Source organism: Candidatus Methylomicrobium oryzae, assembly GCF_016745425.1.
Lineage (GTDB): Bacteria > Pseudomonadota > Gammaproteobacteria > Methylococcales > Methylomonadaceae > Methylomicrobium > Methylomicrobium oryzae.
Genome location: NZ_JAERVK010000007.1, coordinates 171,460 through 194,552 on the forward strand (window position 1 = coordinate 171,460; position 23,093 = coordinate 194,552).

Here is a 23,093-nt window from a genome sequence, read left to right on the forward strand (position 1 = left end):
GGCGTTCTCCGTTCTCTTCCGGGCTCGCTCCAGAGCGCTTCGAAATATTCCTGAAAATGACTGAAATTCAAATCAGACATTATCTTTTCCTCCCTGTAGCGGCAAAGGCCGGCACAAGCCGTATCCGCGAAAACGACCGGCACCGACCACCACAGGCCCCCGTACTTCCTCATCGAATAGGATGACGGCGTGGACATGATGCATGCGCCCGCCGTCTTTTTTCCGGGTTATCGGGAAAAACTCGTTACTGCGCGGTACGCCTTGAAACATCGAAACCGGATGCAGCACAACATCTACCGGACGAGGCAGACCTATACGTTCGCAGCCATCCTTTACGGACTCCGCCGCTTTATCCCATTTATCGGGTCCGTCAAAATGACGATCCAACACGACCGGCGTAACGCTGGCCCATTGTTTGGAAGGGTATGTCCAGGTTTCAACTTGCAGGTTCCACGGCGGCGATTCGCGGGTATCGAGTTCAACAGAACATTCCAACCATTGACCATCGAATAATTTGATTTTTCGAGGCTGCCAATTGTCCGGGTCGCGCAGCCACGGCTCAAGGAATAGCGCGGTTTCTTTCATATCGACATTGCGCGGCAATGCCAGTGCTATGCCCAATAGTCGGCCATCGGCATGTTCCTCGCCGACAAACGGCATTGGCAACAATGCGAGATGAGGCAGCAGAGACGATGCGCCGTTTTCAGTGTGTCCGCATAGCCATTCCGGCATCGGTTTGGCCCTGCCCTTTAACAATGCTCCCCGCAATGCTTGTGTCAGTTTTAACACGCTCTGTAATCCCAGACGTTTGCCGGTTAATTTGAGAACGATCAGATTGGAATCGAAAACACTACTTGGTAAATTCTGATTAACTGTTTCTCTATCGGCTCTTCGGTAGCCTTGCCAAACGCCGGGATCGTCAGGTCTTAGACTTTTCGGTTCTTTGCCACCATAAGCTTCCAGTTCGCTATCAATTCGGATGAGTTCCGCATCTATCGAAGCAATTCTTTCTTTATAAGGTAATTCCGCCACCTTCTTTTCCGCACCGCGCAGACCGGCAGTATTACTTTTGCGCTCGGCATCTAGTGTTTTTCGCTGCTCTGTCAAGGTTTTCTTGGAATCGACAGCTTTACAATAAGAGATAACAGTCTGCCGGTTATAACGTTCTTCCAGATACTGCAAACGGCCTTCACAAGCAATTCTCATCTTGGCGACAGCAGGCCCATCAGTGGGAATCCAATCAGATTTTAGCGGCGGTCTTCAAGCCACATTTGAACCAGCGAAGCTGAATGTCCCACCGAAGTCACCTTCCGACTTAAATCAATAAGGGCTAGACGATGTAGGTCAGGTATTTTGACGGGCCAAATGAGATGAACAACGGGATTATGAGGGATGGCGATAGGGAAGGAACGAGGTTGCCGCAACCGATATTCGGCGAGTAAATACAAACCGGCTGCTTTGAGATCATCCAATTGTGTATTGGCATTATCTTTTAATTCGTCGATTTTCTTTTTTCCGGCTAATGCGACATCATTGATCGGAACGTAACTTATCACCGTTTTGCGAAGTTCAGCGCCGCTTGCCGCAATTTGGGGCGGCACGGATATTGACTCCAGCCAGCGTAAAGCTTCGCCTTCCTGTTTATCCTGCCCGGTTTCAAACCAAGCCGCTGCCAAAGCCATAAACACTCTGCCCGGGTGTGGCGGCCATTCGGCGACTTCCTTCTTCGAGCCATCCGAAGCCGCCATTGCCCACCCGTTCAGGTAACGGATGCCGAGACTGAACATCAGTCGTCTCCTTCTACTTGGTGCATGTTCAGTTCCTGGCTTTTCTTGACCAGTGCAAACAAGTCTTCCGACGGCACAACCGAGATTTCATCTTCCCAAGGTAAACACAGTGCTTTTGCCTCTTCTATAGCATCGTTAAACAGCTTTACAGCGGAATCACCATCAAGAACGTAAGTTTTAGGCGGCTGTCCAGGTACATCCAACAACTCCCAGATAAACTCCTGTTGTGCAAACAATTGGCAGCGGGACCGTAAGTCAGCCCCACCTTCCCGCGACAAAACAGCAGCAGCCAACCCCAAGGCGGTCAAAACACAACGGGCCGCCAAATCAACGCCTTGATCCGAATCTGTTGAACCGTTCAAAGGAAAGCGTAATCGTCTTATACACGCTAGCGACAACACTGTGGTTTGAACAGCTTTGGCAATGCTAAACCCGCCTTTGATACGCGCCTTCCTGACGATTTTTCCATTCTCTAAAGTGACTTCGTCATAGATAATGTTGTTATTGTTGTCTCTTGCATAAGCAAAATCTGGAACCACATTGCCGTGGTTAATTTTTGAAGGTGCGCCTTGGTCTTGATTTTTCTCTTTATCGTAAGAGACTAATTTTCCCTTACTGAGTCCAGTGACTTCGTCATAGATAATGTTGTTATTGTTGTCTCTTGCATAAGCAAAATCTGGAACCACATTGCCGTGGTTAATTTTTGAAGGTGCGCCTTGGTCTTGATTTTTCTCTTTATCGTAAGAGACTAATTTTCCCTTACTGAGTCCATAAAGTGCTGATTTTTCATCTTTCCCGTCTTTGATTTTTTGAGCTAATTCCTCGTTCGTTGTCCAATCCCCTTTTTCTGTACGAAATATCGGCCCCGAAGCCCGCACTATACCCAGTGGGTCAACCCGGCTACCGGTATTCACACCGTCCATTACGCCCCACCCCACTATTTCGGATACCAGCGCCCGCTGGAATTTAGTCCCAAGACCACCGCGCGGTCCGGTTGAATCCCAAATACCGAACACCAGCGCGGTCGGACATAATCCAAATAAACCGGCTGCGTTACGCACATCGGCATTATCCAATATCCTACCTTTTTCGGATTTACGAAACGTGACATCGCCGAGTTTGCTATCTCGGAAAATCGCATCCGCTGCCCGATGCGGCGCTTCCAGACTGGTGACTGTAAAGGACTTGTACTCTGGATCGTCGAATTGGAATTTCGCTGTTATGACCGGCAATTCGATTCGTCTTTTACCTTCTTTATTTCGGGTTCTCCAGGCATCCAACAATGCCGACTCCATTCGGTTGGCTTGAGACTGGACGGAATCCAATAAAACACAATCAACGATTTCCCCGGTATCGGGAATGATGCGTTTTTCCGTCGCATATTTTCCGCCTTCGTAAGTCGGCGGAAACACTTTATCACCCGGCCCTCCCATAGGCTGATATTCGGTAATGCAACGGAATGCGGCAGCATGGCCGGAAACAGCTTGCTTCAATTCGTCCAGTGTTAGTTGTTGAGCCATTATTAATTTCCTCTTCTATGAAAGTTATGTGAATACCCTCGGAGCGAGAGCATCCCGAAGCACCTAGATTTTTGCGTTTGTCTTTTTATCATACCTACTGTCTCATTCCATGAGCGACAATTAAAAATTATCCCTTCCAATACATCACTCGCATCTTCTCGACCTGCTCAACGACAGCCGCCACCAGAAAATCCGGCCCCCTCAACTCCACGTCCGCCCCATACTTCAAAATATCCATCAACAACTCCCGGTGATCGTTGAACGGAATGCGAAGCTCGAAGCGGCCGTCGTCAAGCCAATTCGCTTGCTGTTCGGGATGCCAGCATTCATCGGATATCCAGCGCGCGCGTTCGGTGGAGAAGATCAGCACGGCGATATGCCGGGCGGCACCGGAGAAAATGCCGTAGGCGGAGGCGAAATAATCGTGTAGTTCGGATTCGGGCAAGGTAACGGCATCGTCGGGCAGGATTTCGGCGCTTTCGATTTTATCGACCGCGAAAATGCGCAGTTCCTCGCGCAGGTGGCACCAGGCGTCGAGATACCAGTTGTCGCGGTAGCAAAGGATATTTTGCGGGGAGACGTCACGGCAGGTACGCTCGTTGCTGCTGCGGGCGCGGTACTCGATGCGGAGGCGCTTGCCGCCGAACAGGGCGGCCGCGGCGTTCAGAAAATGGCGGCTGTCGCTTAGTCGCCTGCCGCCGAGGGTCAGAAATTTGATGTTGGCGAGTTTCGGCTTGGCGGCTTCGGGATGCAGGGCAAGCAGTTGTTCGATGCGGCTTTGCAGGTGCCGGATTTGCTCCTGAAGCATGCCGGGGCCGATCCGGATCAGGAGGTGCTGGCAAATCAGCAGGCCGTGCAGTTCGTCGGCGCTAAACCAGAGCCCGGGCAATTCATAGGGATGTTCGCCGTTACGGCGGTTGTAAAAATAACCGTTGCGTTTCTTGTCGTATTCGACCGGCGCGCCGAGATAGTCTTCCATTTCTTCCAGCGCCCTTGCCACCGTGGCGCGGGAACATTGCAATTCCTGCTTCAATGCTTTCATCGAGATCGGTGTTCGGCGGTTCGCGAACAGATTGTGCAATCTGAAGATTCTGTCGAAGCGATCCATATTTTTTAACCCTTAAACTCGATGATCGTGGCGCGTTCTTCCACGATGAGAGGTAAGAAAACCCGCAACGGCCTGGCAGATTAAAACTTTGAAACAAAGACAGTTTACTAGAACCGGTCCTCTGCGTATATTAACTGCGGAAGATGAAGCAAGCTAGAGCGTAGACAGGTAGTTTAGGAATTCCGGAGGCTGGGCAATGCCGTAAAGGATCTGGCCGATATTAACTTCCCGGTAGGGGTGGCAGACCTGCCAGGTTTTTAAAACCCGGCAGGTCTTGGGCCGGGAAGTGATTTGGAGCCGAATCCTAAGTTAAGAGATAAAGACAGCTGTAGGCCGGCTAAGCGCAGCGCATCCACCGCACGATTGCCGGATGCGCTGCGCTTAGCCGGCCTACAGGGTATTTGCCTCTTAACCAAAGGAAACGCTGAATAAGCCACAGCCCTGCAATAAACCCGTCGTCAGTCATGCGGAAATATCTAGATATAGGCGAGCCGGCTTACGCCGGGCCTCTTGCATTATGAAGCACCAATTGGGGGGCGGCTCCGAGGCCGCGGGAAAGGGATCGCGGGAAGTATAGGCTTCAGTCCGTCAAACGATAACGCGATTGCCCTGGTTTGATGCCTAGAAGGCCTTGGCGGCCGTGCCTCTCATTTTCTCTCCGCCGCGCAGCCGTAAAGAAATAAGCGGACGGCCTGCTTCGCCCAGGCTTCGATTTCCGCTTCCGTCGGCGTGTTTTCCAGTCCAAGCTGCAGCTTCTGGAAACGCTCGCTGCGGAGGCAACTCAGGAATTGGTCCGCCAAAACATGCGGATCAACGGGGATAATCCGCCCCTCGGCCTGCTGCCGGGCAAAATACTGCGTCAAATGTTCGAGAGTCCGCTTTGGCCCCTGCTCGTAAAACTGCGTAGCAAGATCCGGAAAACGCGGCGATTCGCCGATCAGGATCGAACGCATGCGCACGACATCAGGGCTAGTGATACGAAACAGGAATTCTTTGGCGAAAGCGGCAAGCGCGGTTTCCGGCGATCCCTGCAGGGACAGCGTGCCGACGAACTGGTCGCTGCAGCGCCTGATCAGCGCGCCGAACAAGCCGGCTTTGCTGCCGAACTGGCTGTAGATCGTCCGCAAAGACACCCGCGCATCTTTGGCGATCGCTTCCATGCTGAGATTTCCGTAGCCGTGTTCCAGAAATAGCGTCAACGCCGTATCCAGCACCCGGTCGCGGCTTAAAAGTTCGCTGCCTTTGGCAGGACGTCCGCATTTGATCATGAAGTGTTGCTCATAAAACAGTTTCTGATGGGAGATTATAAAGAAATTAATCGTAATTCGAAATAAATGGTAATATACATTACCGTTTTTTAAATCCACTTCATCACGGGCAAGAAAGGATGATAAAGAATACTCGCCGGCCAATCGTTCTCCAACGCAACAGCCTTCCCCTGGAATTGTCCACTGTCCTATCCGAAGGCACCCTTTTCTTAGGCCGCCTCCGCATCCGTCTGGGATATCTGGCCGGGCTGGCCGCAATAGCCGCCCTTGCGACGGCCGGCGGCTGCAAAGATGCCGGGGCACCCGGTGCCCAGCCGCTCCAAGGCCCTTCTCCCAACGTAAAAATCGCCCGGCCCGTGAGCCGCACGGTGACCGAATGGGACGAGTACACGGGCAGGATCGAAGCGGTGGAAGCGGTCGAAGTACGCGCACGGGTCAGCGGCTATCTAGACAAGGTCAACTTCAAGGACGGCGAGAAAGTCCGGAAAGGCGACCTGCTGTTCGTGATCGATCCGCGCCCCTTCAAGGCCCAGCTCGACTATGCGTCGGCGGAGCTGGAGCGGGTCAAATCCAGGAAAGAACTGGCAGCAAACGACCTGGAACGGGCCGAGCGGCTGTTCAAGGTCAAGGCGATCTCCAAAGAAGAATATGACGCCCGCCAGAAAGGCTTGCGCGAGGCTTCGGCGGTGGTCGCCTCCGCCGCTGCGAATGTCGAAACCGCGCGGCTGAATCTCGAATATACGCAGATACGCGCACCGATCGACGGCCGCATCAGTAGAGAACTGATCACGGTCGGCAACCTGGTCAAGACGGACGACACGCTGCTGACCACAATCGTATCGACCAACCCGGTCTATGTCTACGTCGATGCGGACGAACGCGCGGTACTGAAATACCGCCGGAAAAACGGACGCACGGCGGTCGGCATCGAGGGAACGCCGGTGGAATTGGCGCTGGCCGATGAAAACGACTTTCCGCACCGGGGCATGCTCGATTACATCGCGCCCCGCGAAGATACGGCCACCGGCACGATCACGTTGCGCGGCGTCTTTCCCAATGATGACGATTTCCTGAGGCCCGGCTTTTTCGCAAGGTTGCGGGTGCGCCTCGGCGAGCCCTATCCCGCCCTGTTGATCCCGGATCAGGCGATCGGCACCGACCAGGCCAACCGTTTCGTCTGGGTCGCAAATCCGAATAACGAAGTGGAATACCGTACGGTCGAATTGGGCGCGCATATCGGACAGCTGCGCGTGATCCGGAAAGGGCTGAAGCCTGAAGACTGGGTCGTGATCGAAGGCCTGCAAAAGCTCAGGCCCGGCCTCAAGGTTACTCCCGAAAAGATTTCGCTCGCCGAAACCCAACCGGGACAATAATCATGGGCCGATTCACCGACTTCTTCATTGGCCGGCCGATCTTCGCCTCGGTTTTATCGATTTTAATCGTACTGGTTGGCGGCATCGCCCTGATCCAGCTGCCGATTGCGCAATATCCCGAAATCGCGCCGCCCACCATCCAGATCAGCACGGTCTATCCCGGCGCGAACGCGACGGTCGTTGCCGAGACGGTCGCCACGCCGCTCGAACAGGAAGTCAACGGGGTGGAGGACATGCTGTACTTGTCCTCGCAATCGACCAACAGCGGCAACATGGCGCTGACCGTCACCTTCAAGCCGGGCACCAACATGGACAAGGCGCAGGTGCTGGTACAGAACCGGGTCGCGCTGGCCGAGCCGAAACTGCCCGAAGAAGTGCGGCGCCAAGGCATCAGCGTGAAAAAACGCAGCCCGGACCTGAGCCTGGTGGTCAACCTGATTTCGCCGGACAAGCGCTACGACAGCGTTTATTTGAGCAATTACGCCCTGCTGCAGTTGAAGGACACGCTGGCGCGGCTGCCGGGCGTCGGCGATCTCGCGATCTTCGGCGCGCGCGATTACAGCATGCGCCTGTGGCTGAACCCGGAAAAAATCGCCGCGCGCAACCTGACCGCGAGCGATGTGGTAAAAGCGATCCGCGAACAAAACGTACAGGTGGCGGCCGGCGTAGTCGGCCAGCAGCCTGCCGCCGAAAAGACCGATTTCCAGTATACGATCAGTACCTTGGGGAGGTTGACCGAGCCCGAGCAATTCGCCAACATCGTGATCAAACAGGGCCCCGAAGGCCAGATCACGCGACTGAGGGATGTCGCCCGAATCGAATTGGGTGCGAAGGATTACAATTCCGGCCTGTTCCTGGACGGCGAACCTTCGGTCGGACTCGCGGTTTTTCAGCTGCCCGGCTCCAATGCGCTCGAAACCAAGGAAGCGGTGATGGACGCGATGGCAAAGCTGAAGAAAAACTTTCCCGAAGGGATGGACTACGTGCTGGTCTACGACACCGTCGTGTTCGTTCAGAAGTCGATCGAAGCGGTGGTGAAGACCTTGTTCGAGGCCATCCTGCTGGTCGTGCTGGTGGTGGTGATCTTTTTGCAGAACTGGCGGGCAACCGTCATTCCGCTGCTCGCGGTGCCGGTTTCGCTGATCGGCACATTCGCGGTAATGGCTGCCCTGGGCTTGTCGTTGAACACGCTGTCGCTGTTCGGGCTGGTGCTCGCGATCGGGATCGTCGTCGATGACGCGATCGTGGTGGTCGAAAACGTCGAGCGCCACATCGCGCTGGGCCTGAGGGCTCGGGAAGCGGCGCGCAAGGCGATGTCCGAAGTGGTCGGGCCGATCATCGCGACCGCGCTGGTGCTGGTCGCGGTGTTCGTGCCGACCGCGTTCATTACCGGCGTGTCGGGCGCGTTCTACAAACAGTTCGCGCTGACCATCGCGGTATCGACCCTGATTTCGGCGTTCAACTCGCTGACCCTGAGCCCGGCGCTCTGCGCGCTGCTGCTGGACCGGGCGCACGGCGACAAGGACTGGTTTACGCGCCTATTCGACCGCCTGTTCGGCCGTTTCTTCACCGTATTCAACCGGTTTTTCGACCGCTTCAGCGAAGGCTACGCGCGCCTGGTCGGCCGCCTGATCCGGATGACTGCGGTCGTGCTGGTTCTTTACGTCGGGCTCAACGGGCTGAACTTTCTGGCGTTCGAGAAAGTGCCGACCGGCTTCATTCCGCAACAGGATCAGGGTTATCTGATGCTGTATGCGCAGCTGCCCGACGCGGCTTCGCTGAGCCGCACGCAGGCCGTGGTGCAGCAGGCGACGAAAATCGTGCGGGATACGCCGGGGGTGAACCATGTGATCGCTTACGCGGGTTGGTCGGTAATCTCAGGCTCCAACCAGTCCAATGTCGCCACCCTGTTCGCGCGCCTGAAGCCTTTCGAAGAGCGCGCCGGACGGCCCGAGGTGCATGCCGACGCCGTGGTCCAGCAACTCAAGAAACGCCTGGCGGCGGTGGAGGATGCGCATATCGCGGTATTTCCGCCGCCTCCGGTCCGCGGCATCAGCACGATCGGCGGCTTCAAGCTGCAAATCCAGGACCGCACCAATGCAGGGATCGCCGAGCTGCAGCGGGTGAATGCGGAAATGATCGCCAAAGGCAACCGGCAGCCCGGCCTGGCCGGCCTGTTCACAACCTTCCGGGCCGACGTGCCGCAGTTGTTCGTGGATGTGGACCGCACCCGCGTCAAGGCGATGGACGTACCTTTGCAGGAGGTTTTCGATACCTTGCAGATCTATCTGGGCTCTGCGTACGTGAACGATTTCAACGCCTTCGGACGAACCTACCAGGTAGTTGCCCAGGCCGATTCCGAATTCCGCCTGCGGCCCGAGGATATCGCCGAACTGAAGACCCGGAACGCGAACGGCGGCATGGTACCGCTGCGCTCTTTGGTAGAAGTCGAGGACATCAAGGGACCGGACAAGATCACCCGCTACAACATGTATCCCGCGGCCGAGATCAACGGCAGCACCCTGCCCGGCGTCAGCTCGGGCCAAGCGATCGAACTGATGGACAAGGTTTTGAACGCGGAACTGCCGCGGGGCTTCGGCTACGAATGGACCGAACTCAGCCTGCAGCAGGTGCTGGCCGGCAACGTCGCGCTGCTGGTGTTCCCGCTCAGCGTGATCTTCGTGTTCCTAGCGCTGGCGGCCCAGTACGAGAGCTGGTCGCTGCCGTTCGCGGTGATCCTGATCGTGCCGATGTGCATCCTGTCCTCGATGGCGGGCGTCTGGATGAGCGGGATGGACAACAACATCTTCACCCAGGTCGGCTTCATCGTCCTGGTCGGCCTGGCCAGCAAAAACGCGATCCTGATCGTCGAATTCGCCAAGCGCCGGCATGAAGAAGGCTTGAACCGCTTCGAGGCCGCCGTCGAGGCCTCCCGAATCCGGCTGCGTCCGATCCTGATGACTTCGTTTGCGTTCATCATGGGCGTGTTTCCGCTGGTGGTTGCCGAAGGCGCCGGGGCCGAATCGCGCCGGCTATTAGGTACCGCCGTATTCAGCGGCATGAGCGGCGTCACCTTGTTCGGCCTGCTGTTGACGCCGGTCTTTTATGTCACGGTGCAGGGCCTGGCGCAACGTATGGCATCGTCAAAATCAAAAACCGGCCCTGCGCCGGCCGATCAACCTTTCTCCGGCTCCAAGTCATGATTCCGCTTATCGATACTCCGCACGCCAGGCTGTTGCTCGGGAAAGGCTTTTTGTCGCTCTCGCTGTTGGGCATAATTGAACTCACCGGCTGCGCCGTCGGGCCCGACTATCAGGCACCGGCAACCTCGGCGCCGCCGGCTTTTTCGCATGCCGCGCTCGACGGGTATTCGGACCGGAAAACCCAAAAAGACTGGTGGAAACTGTTCGGGGACGCCGAACTGAACACCCTGGTCGACCAAGCCCTGCAGCATAATTACGATCTGCAAAGCGCGCTTGCCAATCTTCAGGAAGCCCGGGCGCTGTACCTGGAGTCCGGGCTGAATCTGGCGCCGATCATCACTTCCCATGCGAACTACACCGACCAGAAGCGCAGCGTCGGTTCATTGAACAACCGGAATTTCGTACCCCGCGGACTGAAACTCTACAGCGCCGGCTTCGACGCGTTCTGGGAAGTCGATTTCTTCGGCCGCGTGCGCCGCGACATCGAAGCCAGCCACGGCGAGGTCGAGGCGCAGGAAGCCAGTCTGCGCGATCTGCAAGTGAGCGTGATCGCCGAGGTCGCCCGCAACTATTTCGAACTGCGCGGGCTGCAGAATCAGCTGGCCGTCGCGCGAAAAAACGCCGCGAACCAGGCCGAAACGCTGGAAATCACGCAAGCCCGCCTCGAAATCGGCCGCGGCACCGAGCTGGATACCTCCAGGGCCTCCGCCCAACTGGACTCGACCCTCGCCACCGTTCCGCCGCTCGAAACCGCGGTCAAACGCGCCATCCATCGGCTCGGGGTACTGACCGGCCAGACGCCCGGCGCGCTCGACGCGAAACTGGCGCAGCCTGCGCCGGTCCCGAAACTGCCCGAAAACATCGCGATCGGCAGCCCGTCCGAGCTGCTGCGCCGCCGGCCCGACATTCGGATCGCGGAACGGACGCTGGCGGCGGCGACCGCCCGGATCGGCGTCGCGACCGCCGACCTGTTTCCGCGCGTGACCTTCGTCGGCACCTTGTCGCTGGAAGCGAGCACCCTGTCGGGGCTGGGCGCAGCCGGTTCCGACGCCTATTCCGCGGGGCCGCGCATCAGCTGGGCCGCGCTGGACCTGGGCCGCGTCTATGCCCGGATCAAGGCCGCCGACGCGAACGCCGACGCCAATCTGGCCCAATACCGGCAAACCGTGCTGAATGCGCTGGAGGAAACCGAAAACGCACTGGTCGCCTATGACCGGGAGCGCAGCCGCCGGGCGCACCTGCGAGCGGCGGCGGAAGCCAGCGTAAAAGCGCAAGCGTTGGCCCACTTGCGCTTCGATGAAGGCATCGCCGATTTTCTGACCGTGCTGGACATCGAGTCGCGGCTGCTGCAGGACCAAAGCCAGCTGGCTCAAAGCGAAACCGCCGTGGCGACTACCCTGATCGCGATTTATAAAGCCCTGGGCGGCGGCTGGGAAACGCTGCCGGTAGAAAAATGACCCGGCGTCATGGAAGCGGCCGATTTAAAGCCTTGCCCTTCCGATGCGCAGCGCTTGCAGGTTTTTGTTTGCTCGCGAGAATTCATTGTGTATGATAAAAGCCAGTAATTCAGCCTTGTTCGCGGCTTATTTTCCCGAATTCCGGCTCTATGGGCAGGATAAAAAACGGCTTTCCGAAGGATTAAAAACCGTCGATCGAATCGCGAACGGCTAATTTGTTTCGCCTGCACCAAGATGGCGGCTTTGCGTAGACGTCCTTGAAAAATTCCGGCTTCTCTCTATACGCCGCACGTTGCGGCTGTGGAACAGGCCGGAAGAGGCATAAAAATTATTATAATCGCCCTCCTTTTCCGTCTCGGGAATTTCCTACCAGAATACGCGTTTAGCTTGTCTTTTTGACCGGCGAAATCTTGACCGGCTTTTCAACTACCGTAGGGACCTGATCTATGGAAACCAATGCAGCACCCCATGCCCATGACCATCCGCTCAAGGGACTCAATCTGGTCAGTTTTTCGACTTCGCTAAAACTGTTGTTCAGCGGCTATCTGACGACCGTTGGGGTCGGCTATCTGATCGCGCTGACCCAGATCCTGTTTACGCACGGGATGGCCGACGGCAAATTCGGACTCTCGTTCGACGACATCGTGTACAGCTATTACGGCGACCGCACCAGTTCTTCGCTGGAAGGCAAACTGAATGGATCGATGAAGGACAAGGCGCCAGATGAAGACCGCTTCCGAATCATCCAATGGGTTCGCGACGGGGCTGACGAAAAGGAATACACCGTCTACATCAAGCCGATCATCGACGACCACTGCGTGATGTGCCATAACGCGAACGCCGGCTCGTTGCCCGACTTCAGCAATTACGAAAACCTGGCAAAATACGCCAGCACCAATACCGGCGCGACCTTCGAAGCACTGGTCCGGGTTTCGCATATCCACATCTTCGGGATCAGCTTCATCTTCATGTTCGTCGGCCTGATCTTCAGCTTCAGCACCGGGGTGCCGAAGCAATACAAATACGCCGCGATCAGCATGCCGTATGTATTCCTGTTAGTCGACATCGCTTCCTGGTGGCTGACCAAGCTTTCTCCGCACTTCGCGATCTTTATCGTGCTGGCCGGGGCGGGCATGGCGATGTCGTTCGCTTATATGTGGTGCGTGTCGATGTATCAGATGTGGTGGGTTGGACCGGTACTGCATCAGGAAGACGCCAGGAACGCGCTGCTGCGAGAGGATGATTAGCCCAGCGTCTTTCTTCGTCCCGCCGCCGTTCTCCGGCGGCTCTCATTAGGCTTGTGAGGCTTGCCGAAAAGCGTTCGGCGCATCGGCAGGCTTACCTAGACGGAAGCGCCGGCGATACGGCACCCGCCCGGCGCGAAGCCCGGTCGCCGTCGATGTCTTCGTACGCTTCGCTCGTAAAACGAGGCGTGCAAACGGCAAGAAAGATCAAATCGCCTGCTCCGGTATTGGCAATCCTCTGGGGGTAGGACGGCGGAATCGACACAACATCGCCGGGACCGACATCCTGTGGCGGCAGACTGCCGATTTCGACCCGTCCCCTTCCCTCAAGAATCACATAGCGTTCCGCCGTTTCCCTGAGCCGATGCCAGCGCGTCGTCACGCCGGGCGCTACACGCGCCCGCGCGATCGATACCGCCGGATCGTCCGGCGTATTCGACAATTCGACGATAAAACATTTCTCATCCGTATAGAACTCCTGATCGGGATCGAAGCGCTTGACGGTCTCTTTCATGACGGTATTCCTTAAGCCGGCCGGCAGCCTGAACGGTAAAATGAAACGGTAAATCGATCCGGATGTAAGTTTAACGCTAATCCGGATAAAATCCTTCGTCCAGAATTTTAGACATTTCCCAGGGGCATTTCCTGGGCAAGACATCTTGCTCAATCCCCATCTCCCTGGCCGCATTCATGCAGGCTTTGGCGTAAGCATGGTGGAGCATCTGGCCGAGCTGCGGTTTCAGGGTTGAATTATCCTTCAGCATGTAAGCCGCACTCTCGCGCTGGCTTTCCAAAATCGCCTGCCAACTGCGGCCCCGGCGCGCCGGCTGATATTTCCATTTGAGCAGATGCACCAGCAACAAGGTCAACCGTTGTTCAAGCGCCCGCTTGTCACTACTTCCCATCCACGTTACTCCCGCACGGCGGCTTCGCCGGAACCGGCGGCAAAGCGCCTCTCGATAAAATTCCGCTGGCTCCCGCATCAAGCTATAAAAAATCTGCCTGCCGGATACCCATTGGAAATTCCGCACCAGACGAATTTTTCGATCAATCTTCCTCTTATTCGTTTAATGATCCGAACGAAATTTTGCTTGCAACGGCTGTCCGGTAAAATCCTTTTCCGACAGAAAGGAGATTCGGATATGGCGGCCATCGCCAGGTCAAAATACCTGAGCCCGTTGAGGAGAATCCCAATCAATGCCCTCCGGATTTATAATGGGAACGTCTTATCGACAAACCGCCGAGAATTCTATGAGCACTTCAGAACGGCGCACCCGGCTGCTGATCATGGGCGCGGCCGGGCGCGATTTTCACAACTTCAATCTCGTTTACCGCGACGATCCGGCCAGTGAAGTCGTCGCCTTCACCGCGGCGCAGATTCCGGACATTGCGGGCCGCCGCTATCCGGCCGCACTGGCCGGCCCCCTGTATCCCGAAGGCATTCCGATCGTCGATGAAGCGGAACTCGAATCCCTCTGCCAAACGTACCGGATCGACCAGATCGTTTTCTCGTACAGCGACGCGCCGCACAGCGAGGTAATGCATGCGGCCTCGACCGCGCTCGCGCAAGGCGCCGATTTCGTCCTGCTGGGCCCGAAGCGGACGATGTTGCAGGCCTCGGTGCCGGTGATCGCCTGCTGCGCAGTGCGCACCGGCTGCGGCAAATCGCAAACGACGCGCTGGCTGTCCGAACGGCTGAAGGTGCATGGACTGAAAACCGCGGTGATCCGGCATCCGATGCCTTACGGGGACCTGGAAAAACAGGCGGTGCAGCGTTTCGCCGGCCGCGCCGATCTCGATGCAGCCGATTGCACGGTCGAGGAACGCGAGGAATACGAGCCGCACCTGGCCTTGGGCAATACGGTGTTCGCGGGGATCGATTACGCCGAGATCGTCGCACGCGCCGAACGGGAGGCCGACATCATTCTGTGGGACGGCGGCAATAACGATTTTCCTTTCGTACATCCGGATCTGCTGATCGTGCTGGCCGATCCCTTGCGGCCCGGACATGAAGACTCGTACCATCCCGGCGAAACAGTCTTGCGGATGGCCGACATCGTGCTGATCGGCAAGGTCAATTCGGCGAAGGAGGCGGATGTGCGGCGGGTCGCCGAAGCGGCTCGGCGCCTGAATCACCGCGCGCCGATCCTGCACGCGGCATCGGTCGTGCAACTGAGCGAACCGGAAAAGGTGAGGGGCAAACGGGTGCTCGTGGTCGAAGACGGCCCCACCCTCACGCACGGCGGTATGGCCTACGGCGCCGGCTATGTCGCGGCAACGGAAGCCGGGGCTGCAGAGATCGTCGATCCGCGCGCCTTCGCAACTGGGGAAATCGCCGACCTGTATCGCCGTTATCCCCATATCGGGAAGGTGCTGCCGGCCGTAGGATATCATCCGCGGCAGCTGCGCGCCTTGCAGGAAACCATCAATGCCGCTTCGGCCGACGCGGTAATCGCCGCAACGCCGTGCGACTTGGCGGCGCTGATCGCCATCGACAAACCGGTTGTCCGTGCCGGCTATGAATTCGCGGAAATAGGCGAGCCCTCACTGAGCGGTCTGATCGACCGTTTTCTGAAAGACAAAAAGCTACTTTCGGCTTAAAAGCAAGTGTCGGCGCATATTGATACGACTGCCCGGATGCGGGAGGCAGAGCTCGCAGAATGTGCCGACAGGAGACGTATCGAGTGCCCTTCAGGGTATCAATCATGAGCGTTAACTCGACAGAACGCTTCGTTCCTCAGCGTATCCTACGGCCCTTACAGCATTCAAATAACGCGGAGCCTCCCCCCCGGCTACGACCGATGGATTTTTGTTCGCCGCCAATGCTGCGATCATGGAGCCAAGGGAATGGCCCACCAAAACGATTTCACGCGCACCCAAGACTTCACAAATCCAATACATCGTCGGCGTAGGCATTCAAGTTCGGATAATGCGACTGAATAAAGTATTCGCGCAGCGAACGGCCGGTACCGGCATTATCGAGTAGCACCGTGCGGAACGCATCGGCAAAGGCACCGGCAACATCTCCCCATACGCTTTGGTCCGTACCAAAACCGGGGATGAACACCATCGTTGCGGCGGCATCCAGTTTACCGGTAACGGTCACGGCATTTTTTTGAATGGGGTCATACTCTCTAAACATTCACTACAACTACGCCCTACCAACCGTTCATGTTTGAGTTGATGCAATGCCTTTGCGATTATCAACGGCCCATTTTAATGATGATTGGGTATCCCATGATAAATCGCCCGTTGTCTCCCGGTTACTCCATTGGTTCTGGATCTCCAGAATGGAGGGCAAAACCTTGAAAAAATGTGCCACTAACTCAGGATCAAACATTTGGCCGGCTTGTTCGCGCATGTAGCTCAATATACGGTCTAGCGGCCAGGCTTGCTTATAAGGCCTTACCATGAACAGCGCATCAAACACATCGGCAATAATCACAATCCGGGCCGATTCCGGAATGGCTTTGCCGGCCAAGCCGTCGGGATACCCGGTGCCATCCCATTTTTCATGATGCCGCAGCGCAATCTCGGCTGCCATTTTAAACAACGGTGCCTGGCTTTTCGACAGGATTGCATACCCCATTCGGGTATGCGACTGCATGACGGCCCGTTCCTCCGGATCCAGCTCGCCGGGTTTGCGCAAAATCGCATCGGGCACGCCGATTTTGCCCATGTCGTGCATAGCCGCGGCCAGTTCCAGCAGGCCGCATTGATCCGCATCCCATCCCCAGCTTTTTGCCAACACGCGGGAATAAGCGGCCATCCGCCAGATATGCACCCCGGTATCGCTATCGTTGAAATGACCGGCATCCCCTAACATGAACACGGCTTCCCGGTAACTCTGTTCCAACTGGGCGGCGCGCACCAAGGATAAGTGAGTCTTAACCCGTGCTTTGACAATTTCCGGGCAAACCGGTTTGATCAGATAATCGACACAACCGGCCGCAAAGCCTTCTTGCTCACTGCCCATTTCAGCCAGCGCGGTGACGAAGATCACCGGAATACTATCAAAATTGGGATCCGCCTTCAGGCGCCGACACACCGTGTAACCGTCCATATCCGGCATGTTAATGTCCAGCAATATCAGCCTGGGGCAATGTTTGGCCACGGCTTTGAGGGCCTCCGTGCCGCTGTTGGCAAAGACCAGACGGTAGTCGGGCTCAAGAATCTGGCCCAATTTGGCTAAATTAACCGGTTCATCGTCAACGATCAAAATAGGTCGGTGGGGCATGCTATTACTCTCACTTGGGGTTAGGGTTAGCCTGAATCCGGTCCAATACCGCTAACGTTAACACTTCCGCTGCGCGAAAATCAAACATCATCAGTTTCGCTTGAATATCCGCTAACTGCGTTTCCGGCAATCGATTCTGCAATTTTGCCAACACCGGCTTGGCCACGGCCGGGTTGTCCTGATCGAGCGCTTGCAAGAGTTGTTGCAACAGTTCGACCAACGCTTCGGAATTCGCAGGCTCCAGCGGCTCGGCCGCGTTTGCCAATGACACGGCCGTCTCCGCCGTCCAATCCGCGATCGCCGCAGCGGTCTGATCGATTCCCGATTGCAGCGACTCGATCATAGGCGCGCGAAAGTTTTTCTGTCTTAAGGCCGTCTCCAGCGTTTGGGCAGCCACCGCGACGCCTTTCAGCCCCAAGGAGCCGGCAGCCCCCTTGAGTTTGTGGACCAAAGCAACAGCCTCCGGCAAATCGCCTTCGGCGATCAATTGGGCGAGGTGGGTGCCGCAGGCCGCATAGTGCTCGACAAATTGGCGCAAATAGTGGCGATAGACCTGGTCATTGCCCCACTGCTGCCGCGCCTCGTCCAGGGCGATAGCGGGCCATTCCTCACTCTTGGATTCGTCTGCTGGTAGTCTCGGCGTTAAGCCAGACGAGAATTTAGCTTCATCCGATTTAAACTGCTGCAACGGGTGTCCGGTCAAACGCTGAATGATTGTCAGCAGATGATGGGCATTGAAAGGCTTGCTGACAAAATCATTCATACCCGCGGCGCGTGCCAGCGCTATATCCTCTTCAAATACGCCCGCCGACAGCGCCACGATTGGCAGGGTTTGCCAATGAGGGTCTCGGCGCAGTATTCGCGTAGCCGAATAGCCATCCATCACCGGCATCTGCACATCCATCAAGATGATATCCACCTTGTCCGGATGGGCATTCAGCCAATCTATAGCCTGTTGACCATCCCGCGCCAAACTGACGAGCGCCCCTTGGTTTTTCAGGATGATTTCCACCAATTCCAGATTGATCTCACTGTCATCCACCACCAGCACATTGATGCCGTGAAGGGTCGGCATCTGGGCGCTCGTTTGATGCGGGCTTCGTGATTGGAGACAAACGGGACGTCGCCCAATGATTTCCGCAAGCGTGTTATATAAAGCCGATGCCGTCAGGGGTTTACTCAACACCGCATTGACATACTTTGATTCCGGTCGGGCCAATACAATCTCACGATCGGCAACTGTAACCATAATAATGATGGGAGCGGTCCCGGCCCTCCCCTCATCGCGCGCTAACGCCTCGCGCATGCGTCGCGCGGTCACCAAGCCATCGAGATCAGGCATCTGCCAATCCAGCAATATCGCATCGTAGGAAATGGCTCGATCCCGCTGAGCCAGCAGCTGAGACAGGGCAGCCTCCCCGGAAGCAACAGTCTCGGCCTGCCAGCCGAGACTGTTGATGATGTTGGCCAACGCCGCGAGCGCCTGCTCACTGTCATCCGCTACCAGCAAACGCAGTGCTACGAGTTGGCTCGAGGAAGGCTCTACAGCTACAACACGCGGCAATGGCAATTCAAAACTGAATTCGCTGCCCACGCCTTCCACACTCGTCAACTCCAGCTTTCCGCCCATCAATTCCACGAGCTGGCGGCTGATAGCCAAGCCCAAACCGCTGCCGCCGAAGCGGCGCGTAATGGAACTGTCGGCTTGGCTGAAAACCGAGAAGATTTCGGCTTGTTTCTCGCGTGGGATCCCGATCCCGGTATCCCGCACCCGGAAGCGGAAACGTTCCTGATCGCTTCCTGCCTGAATCAGATCAATGCATAACTCCACATCGCCCTGGTCGGTGAATTTGATTGCATTGGCCAGCAGATTGGTCAACACCTGCTGTAAGTGTTGGCGGTCGCCCAGCACACCGTCGACGTTCGGCGGTGGCGTGATGATCAATTCCAGGTGCTTGTCACGAGCGAGCGTCATCATCAGCGAGGCTAAGTTATCCAACAGCTCGGGCAGATGGAACGGCGCAGATTCTATATCGACCTTGCCGGCCTCGATTTTGGAGAAATCCAAAATGTCGTTAATGATGTTCAGCAAGGTGTTACCCGCATGGTGTATCTTCTCGACCAGGGCTTGGCTTTCCCTGTCAAGTGCACGCTGTTGTAACAACTGACAGAAGCCCAGCACCGCATTCATGGGCGTGCGGATTTCGTGACTCATGTTCGCCAAAAAACGGGTCTTGACCATTGACAAACGTTCCGCCTCCAGCCGCGCTTGCTCCAATTCTGCCGTACGTTCATGCACCAATTCTTGCAAGTGGTAACGGTGACGCTCAAGCTCAAACTCATTGCGTTTACGCCGACTGATGTCCAGTTTGATTGCGACAAAATGTTGGAGGCACTGTTCACTATCGAACACCGGGGTAAGGGTCTGCTCTTCAGTATAAAAACTCCCGTCCTTGCACTGATTGACCAGTTCGCCTTGCCAGAGTTTACCTTGCCTCATCGACTCCAGCATTGCCTGGAAAGCCTCTTGGCTGGTGATATCAGTTTTAAGCAACTGATCCATGCGATGACCGATCGATTCGGCGCTGCTGTAACCGGTTAGCACCGAAAAAGCCGGATTGACCCATTCAATTACCCCAACGGCATCGATGATCATGATGGCATTGGCCGCGGCATTGAGCGCGCTGCTTTGCAATAACAGCGTCTGCTCGTCGCGTTTGCGCTGACTAATGTCCTGCACCGTCGCCACCCGGTACAACAGATTGCCATCAATATCCTTGACGCTGACGAGATCCACTTGAACGTCAAGCTGTGAACCATCATCCCGGCGATATTTTGATTCGAAACGAATTTGACCCAATCGGTCAACGTCCTCCAAATGCCGGATTACTTCATCAACCCGCTCCTCGGGATACAGTTCCAGAATCGGCAAACCCTGCAAGTCTGCCGCCGATGCGTGTCCGGTCAGCTTGGCGAAGGCAGGATTGCAAAATTCGATGGTATTGGTTTTGGGATTGCCGATCACGATGCCCTGCGCGCAATATTGAAAAGCATCGGCCCAGCGCTGGCGTTCGTTTTCCGTGTGTTTTTGCTGCGTGATATCCTCGGTGAAAATAGCAATGCCGCCGATTTCACCGAGCTTGGTGAGCCAGGGTCTGACCTCCCAACGCAACCACTGCTGCTCGCCGTTGCTACGAACGAAACAATCGGAATCGTTTTTGATAATTTCGCCGGACAAGGCTTGACGATGAATCTGTTTCCAATCCTCGCTGATTTCAGGGAACACGTCATAATGACAGCGGCCAATGAATGCCTGGTCTTGCAGATGGTAGTTCTCAAGCCAGCGATTGCTGGCCGCCAGATAGCGCATGTTCCTGTCGAACATGGCCAGCGCCGCCGGCGCGTACTGAATAAATAAACTCAGCTTGGCCTGGCTTTCCAACAGATCCTGCTCGATTTTCTTGTTCGCGGTGATGTCCTGATGAATGCCTATCATCCGCGTCGGTTTACCGCGCTGGTCGCGATCAATGGCGATGCCGCGGGCGAGAATCCAGCGATAAGTGCCATCGCGGTGTCTGAGTCTATGCTCGATCTGATATGTGTCGGTCTCTTGACTAAGATATTGCTCAACCGCAGCCATGACTCTATCTAGATCATCCGAATGTATGCGCCTCTGCCACTCCCCGAAACAATTGGCTATTTCTGCGTCGCCAAATCCCAGCATGGACTTCCATAACCTGGAAAAAAATACCTCGCCGCTGGTCACATTCCAGTCCCATACCCCTTGATCACTCCCCTCCAGCGCAAATTGCCAGCGAGCTTCGCTTTCTTGCAGCTTTTGTTCGGCCAACAATTGCTCGGAAATATCTCGAGCCAGAGTGACATCGATGGGGCGACCGTTGAGTTGCAAGCACTGTTGGCTGAGTTCTACCCAGAAGACACTGCCATTTTTGCGCCGGTGTTGCCTGACGATGCCCAAGTGATTGAATATCTTATGGAGATGTGGGTTTGACGCATTGTCCTGTTTGGCTTGCTGTTGCATGATCGCATCTGGCGACTCGAGATCTTTGCTGGTCATCGCCACAAATTCGTCGCGGCTATAACCGTAGCTGGCCGTCGCTGCCTGATTCGCATTCAGAATCGCTTGGGTTTGCGAGTCACAAATCCATAACGGCAATGGATTGGCTTCAAACAATTGGCGATAACGCTGTTCGGATTCTTTTAAAGCCAGCTCAGCACGCTTCATATCGTGAATATCCGTACAGGTCCCAAACCATTTTCGGATCACGCCCTGGGCATCTCGATCCGGTACCCCACGGACCAACCACCAACGGTATTCGCCATCGTAACGCCGCAAGCGGCACTCCAGTGAATAGGAGGATTGGTGATGGACAGCATTCTGCCAGGCATCCCAGGCCTTCTGCTGATCTTCGGGATGAAATGGAATAATCCAATCGTGACCGTAGCTTTGCTCTACGGTCAAACCGGTATAGGCGGTCCACTGCTGGTTACAGAAAATGTTCCAGCCATCGGGCCGGGTAATCCAGACGATTTGCGGCACAGCTTCGGCCAACTGCCGAAAATCGCGTTCGCTATCGCGCAAGGCTTGTTCCTGTTGGCGGCGCTCGGTAACGTCCAGTATGATCCCGCGATAGGCAACAGCTCTGCCGTCCATATCGCGCACCGGCTTACCGTTCGACATTAACCAACGCGACTGGTTTTCAGGGCGATTGGCTACCCGCCATTCGACGTTGAAATCCTGTTCATGTTTTACTGCATCCCAGAGGTGGGCTTCGACTTCGGCCAAGTCATCCGCATGGACAGTGCTCGCCCAGTTTTCGTAGCTGGATGGCAAGGAGGGTTCTACACCGTACAGTTGACGCAGCGTGTCCGACCAGGTAATACGGTTGCCTGCCAATTCCCATTCCCAAAGGCCCGCATGCGATGAAGCCAGTGCTAACGCCAAGCGTTCCTGATCGGTTTTGCTGCCTTGCTCTACCAGCACTTGGAGAGATGCTTGGCTGCGCCTGAGCCGCTCGAAAACCAGCCCGAACATGATCCCCATCGTACTGAATACCAAGCTAAAAACAATGTATTTGGATTCGCTTAATTCAAAGCTGTGATAAGGCGGGATGAAAAAATACACGCCCAACAAAGTGGAAACGATTGTGGCGATGACGCCCCCCCAAAGCCCTTCCAGCCAAGCGCAGACAAACACCGAGGGATAAAGTAATAACCAGGGCGGACTATTTATTATAAAGTTGTATTGGACGAGTGTTGCCAGGACCGGAACAAGTGCAGGGTGGGTGAGGCGCAGAATTCGCAGATATTTGCTAAATAAACTCATAAGTCTCTTGTTTCAGGTTGGGATAGCGAAGCTCGGACTACGCCAGCCATCCCTCGGCCTCAATTCGCGGTAAAGTACACATTCATTTTCCACTTGAATGCTTATACGAGCGTTGTATGCCAAAAGCAAGTATAAGCAGCATCGGCAAATTTATCGACGAACCGTTCTGTAAATTTATTTAACCTGAGAGCTGTCGGGCTTTTTCGCGAGAGCAAAACGCCAACAGGCTTCAAAGCGATGGCGGATTGCCTAGCGGCGAATCCGCCTTACCGGGTTACAACCCGGCGATAGCGTGATCTGTGACAATCTGCCAGCCCATAAGGTGGCCGAGGTCGAAGCCATTATTGAAGCGTATGGGACTACTTTGAAATACCTGCCACCCTATAGCCCGGATCTGAACCTGATCAAACAGGGATTCGCGAAAATCAAAGCCCTGCTGTGCAAAGCCGCGGAACAGACCATCGATCAGCTTTAGCAGACCCTCGGCACACTGCTAAATGAAATTCAGGCCGAGGAATGCCAACACTATTTCGAAAATGCAGGCTATGC

General features: G+C 55.8%; 17 protein-coding genes. 6 read left to right on the plus strand and 11 right to left on the minus strand.

What is annotated here, in order from left to right:
* Positions 1-72: 72 nt before the first annotated feature.
* The 5 genes from csb2 (JJL52_RS09795) to JJL52_RS09815 all read right to left on the minus strand — a co-directional run bounded on the left by csb2 (JJL52_RS09795) (position 73) and on the right by JJL52_RS09815 (position 5,683).
* Positions 73-1,236, minus strand: a complete 1,164-nt coding sequence (gene csb2, locus JJL52_RS09795; RefSeq protein ID WP_336885059.1) for a type I-G CRISPR-associated protein Csb2 — start codon at positions 1,234-1,236, stop codon at positions 73-75.
* Between the two features lie 11 nt (positions 1,237-1,247).
* Positions 1,248-1,787: a type I-G CRISPR-associated protein Csb2 gene (gene csb2 / locus JJL52_RS21570; RefSeq protein ID WP_202052228.1), complete on the minus strand. Its 540-nt coding sequence runs from the start codon at positions 1,785-1,787 to the stop codon at positions 1,248-1,250.
* Positions 1,787-3,307: a type I-G CRISPR-associated RAMP protein Csb1/Cas7g gene (gene cas7g / locus JJL52_RS09805; protein ID WP_202052229.1), complete on the minus strand. Its 1,521-nt coding sequence runs from the start codon at positions 3,305-3,307 to the stop codon at positions 1,787-1,789. The genes csb2 (JJL52_RS21570) and cas7g overlap by 1 nt, the downstream gene beginning before the upstream one ends.
* Before the next feature lie 127 nt (positions 3,308-3,434).
* Positions 3,435-4,415 carry a helix-turn-helix transcriptional regulator gene (locus tag JJL52_RS09810; protein ID WP_202052230.1) on the minus strand — a complete coding sequence of 327 codons (981 nt, stop codon included), beginning with the start codon at positions 4,413-4,415 and terminating at the stop codon, positions 3,435-3,437.
* A 647-nt stretch (positions 4,416-5,062) separates the two neighbouring features.
* Entirely contained in the window at positions 5,063-5,683 is a 621-nt protein-coding gene (locus JJL52_RS09815; protein ID WP_202052231.1) for a TetR/AcrR family transcriptional regulator, read from the minus strand.
* A gap of 119 nt (positions 5,684-5,802) precedes the next feature.
* On the opposite strand from JJL52_RS09815, the gene JJL52_RS09820 reads away from it, so the two are divergent.
* The 4 genes from JJL52_RS09820 (at position 5,803) to JJL52_RS09835 (ending at position 12,963) form a co-directional block, all read left to right on the plus strand.
* Entirely contained in the window at positions 5,803-7,056 is a 1,254-nt protein-coding gene (locus tag JJL52_RS09820) for an efflux RND transporter periplasmic adaptor subunit (protein ID WP_202052232.1), read from the plus strand.
* Positions 7,057-7,058: 2 nt separating this feature from the next.
* Complete coding sequence (locus tag JJL52_RS09825; protein ID WP_202052233.1) at positions 7,059-10,259, plus strand: efflux RND transporter permease subunit; 3,201 nt, start codon at positions 7,059-7,061, stop codon at positions 10,257-10,259.
* Positions 10,256-11,716, plus strand: a complete 1,461-nt coding sequence (locus JJL52_RS09830; RefSeq protein ID WP_202052234.1) for an efflux transporter outer membrane subunit — start codon at positions 10,256-10,258, stop codon at positions 11,714-11,716. Before JJL52_RS09825 ends, JJL52_RS09830 begins: the two co-directional genes overlap by 4 nt.
* Positions 11,717-12,162: 446 nt before the next feature.
* Positions 12,163-12,963: an Aq_1264-related membrane protein gene (locus JJL52_RS09835; RefSeq protein WP_202052235.1), complete on the plus strand. Its 801-nt coding sequence runs from the start codon at positions 12,163-12,165 to the stop codon at positions 12,961-12,963.
* A 91-nt stretch (positions 12,964-13,054) separates the two neighbouring features.
* On the opposite strand, the gene JJL52_RS09840 is transcribed toward JJL52_RS09835, so the two are convergent.
* Positions 13,055-13,474 (minus strand): cupin domain-containing protein, encoded by a 420-nt coding sequence (locus JJL52_RS09840; protein ID WP_202052236.1) that lies wholly within the window; start codon positions 13,472-13,474, stop codon positions 13,055-13,057.
* 76 nt (positions 13,475-13,550) lie between these two features.
* The gene (locus tag JJL52_RS09845; RefSeq protein ID WP_202052237.1) at positions 13,551-13,865 is read right to left on the minus strand and encodes a DUF29 domain-containing protein; all 315 of its coding nucleotides are present in this window, start codon (positions 13,863-13,865) and stop codon (positions 13,551-13,553) included.
* 346 nt (positions 13,866-14,211) lie between these two features.
* Here JJL52_RS09845 and JJL52_RS09850 point away from each other — a divergent pair, with 346 nt between their 5' ends.
* Positions 14,212-15,561: a cyclic 2,3-diphosphoglycerate synthase gene (locus tag JJL52_RS09850; protein ID WP_202052238.1), complete on the plus strand. Its 1,350-nt coding sequence runs from the start codon at positions 14,212-14,214 to the stop codon at positions 15,559-15,561.
* 111 nt (positions 15,562-15,672) lie between these two features.
* Here the strand turns inward: JJL52_RS09850 and JJL52_RS21780 are convergent, their stop codons facing one another.
* From JJL52_RS21780 to JJL52_RS09870, 4 genes are read right to left on the minus strand one after another with little or no spacing between them, the layout of a single operon-like run.
* On the minus strand, positions 15,673-15,876 hold the full coding sequence (locus JJL52_RS21780; protein WP_436231518.1) for an alpha/beta fold hydrolase: 204 nt from the start codon (positions 15,874-15,876) through the stop codon (positions 15,673-15,675).
* Complete coding sequence (locus JJL52_RS09860; protein ID WP_202052240.1) at positions 15,845-16,102, minus strand: alpha/beta fold hydrolase; 258 nt, start codon at positions 16,100-16,102, stop codon at positions 15,845-15,847. Before JJL52_RS09860 ends, JJL52_RS21780 begins: the two co-directional genes overlap by 32 nt.
* A 27-nt stretch (positions 16,103-16,129) precedes the next feature.
* A complete protein-coding gene (locus tag JJL52_RS09865) occupies positions 16,130-17,197 on the minus strand; it encodes a response regulator (protein ID WP_202052241.1) in 1,068 nt (355 codons plus the stop codon).
* A 10-nt stretch (positions 17,198-17,207) separates the two neighbouring features.
* The gene (locus JJL52_RS09870) at positions 17,208-22,544 is read right to left on the minus strand and encodes a PAS domain S-box protein (RefSeq protein ID WP_202052242.1); all 5,337 of its coding nucleotides are present in this window, start codon (positions 22,542-22,544) and stop codon (positions 17,208-17,210) included.
* A gap of 259 nt (positions 22,545-22,803) precedes the next feature.
* Here JJL52_RS09870 and JJL52_RS09875 point away from each other — a divergent pair, with 259 nt between their 5' ends.
* Positions 22,804-23,019 carry a transposase gene (locus JJL52_RS09875; RefSeq protein WP_436231521.1) on the plus strand — a complete coding sequence of 72 codons (216 nt, stop codon included), beginning with the start codon at positions 22,804-22,806 and terminating at the stop codon, positions 23,017-23,019.
* Positions 23,020-23,093: the final 74 nt, after the last annotated feature.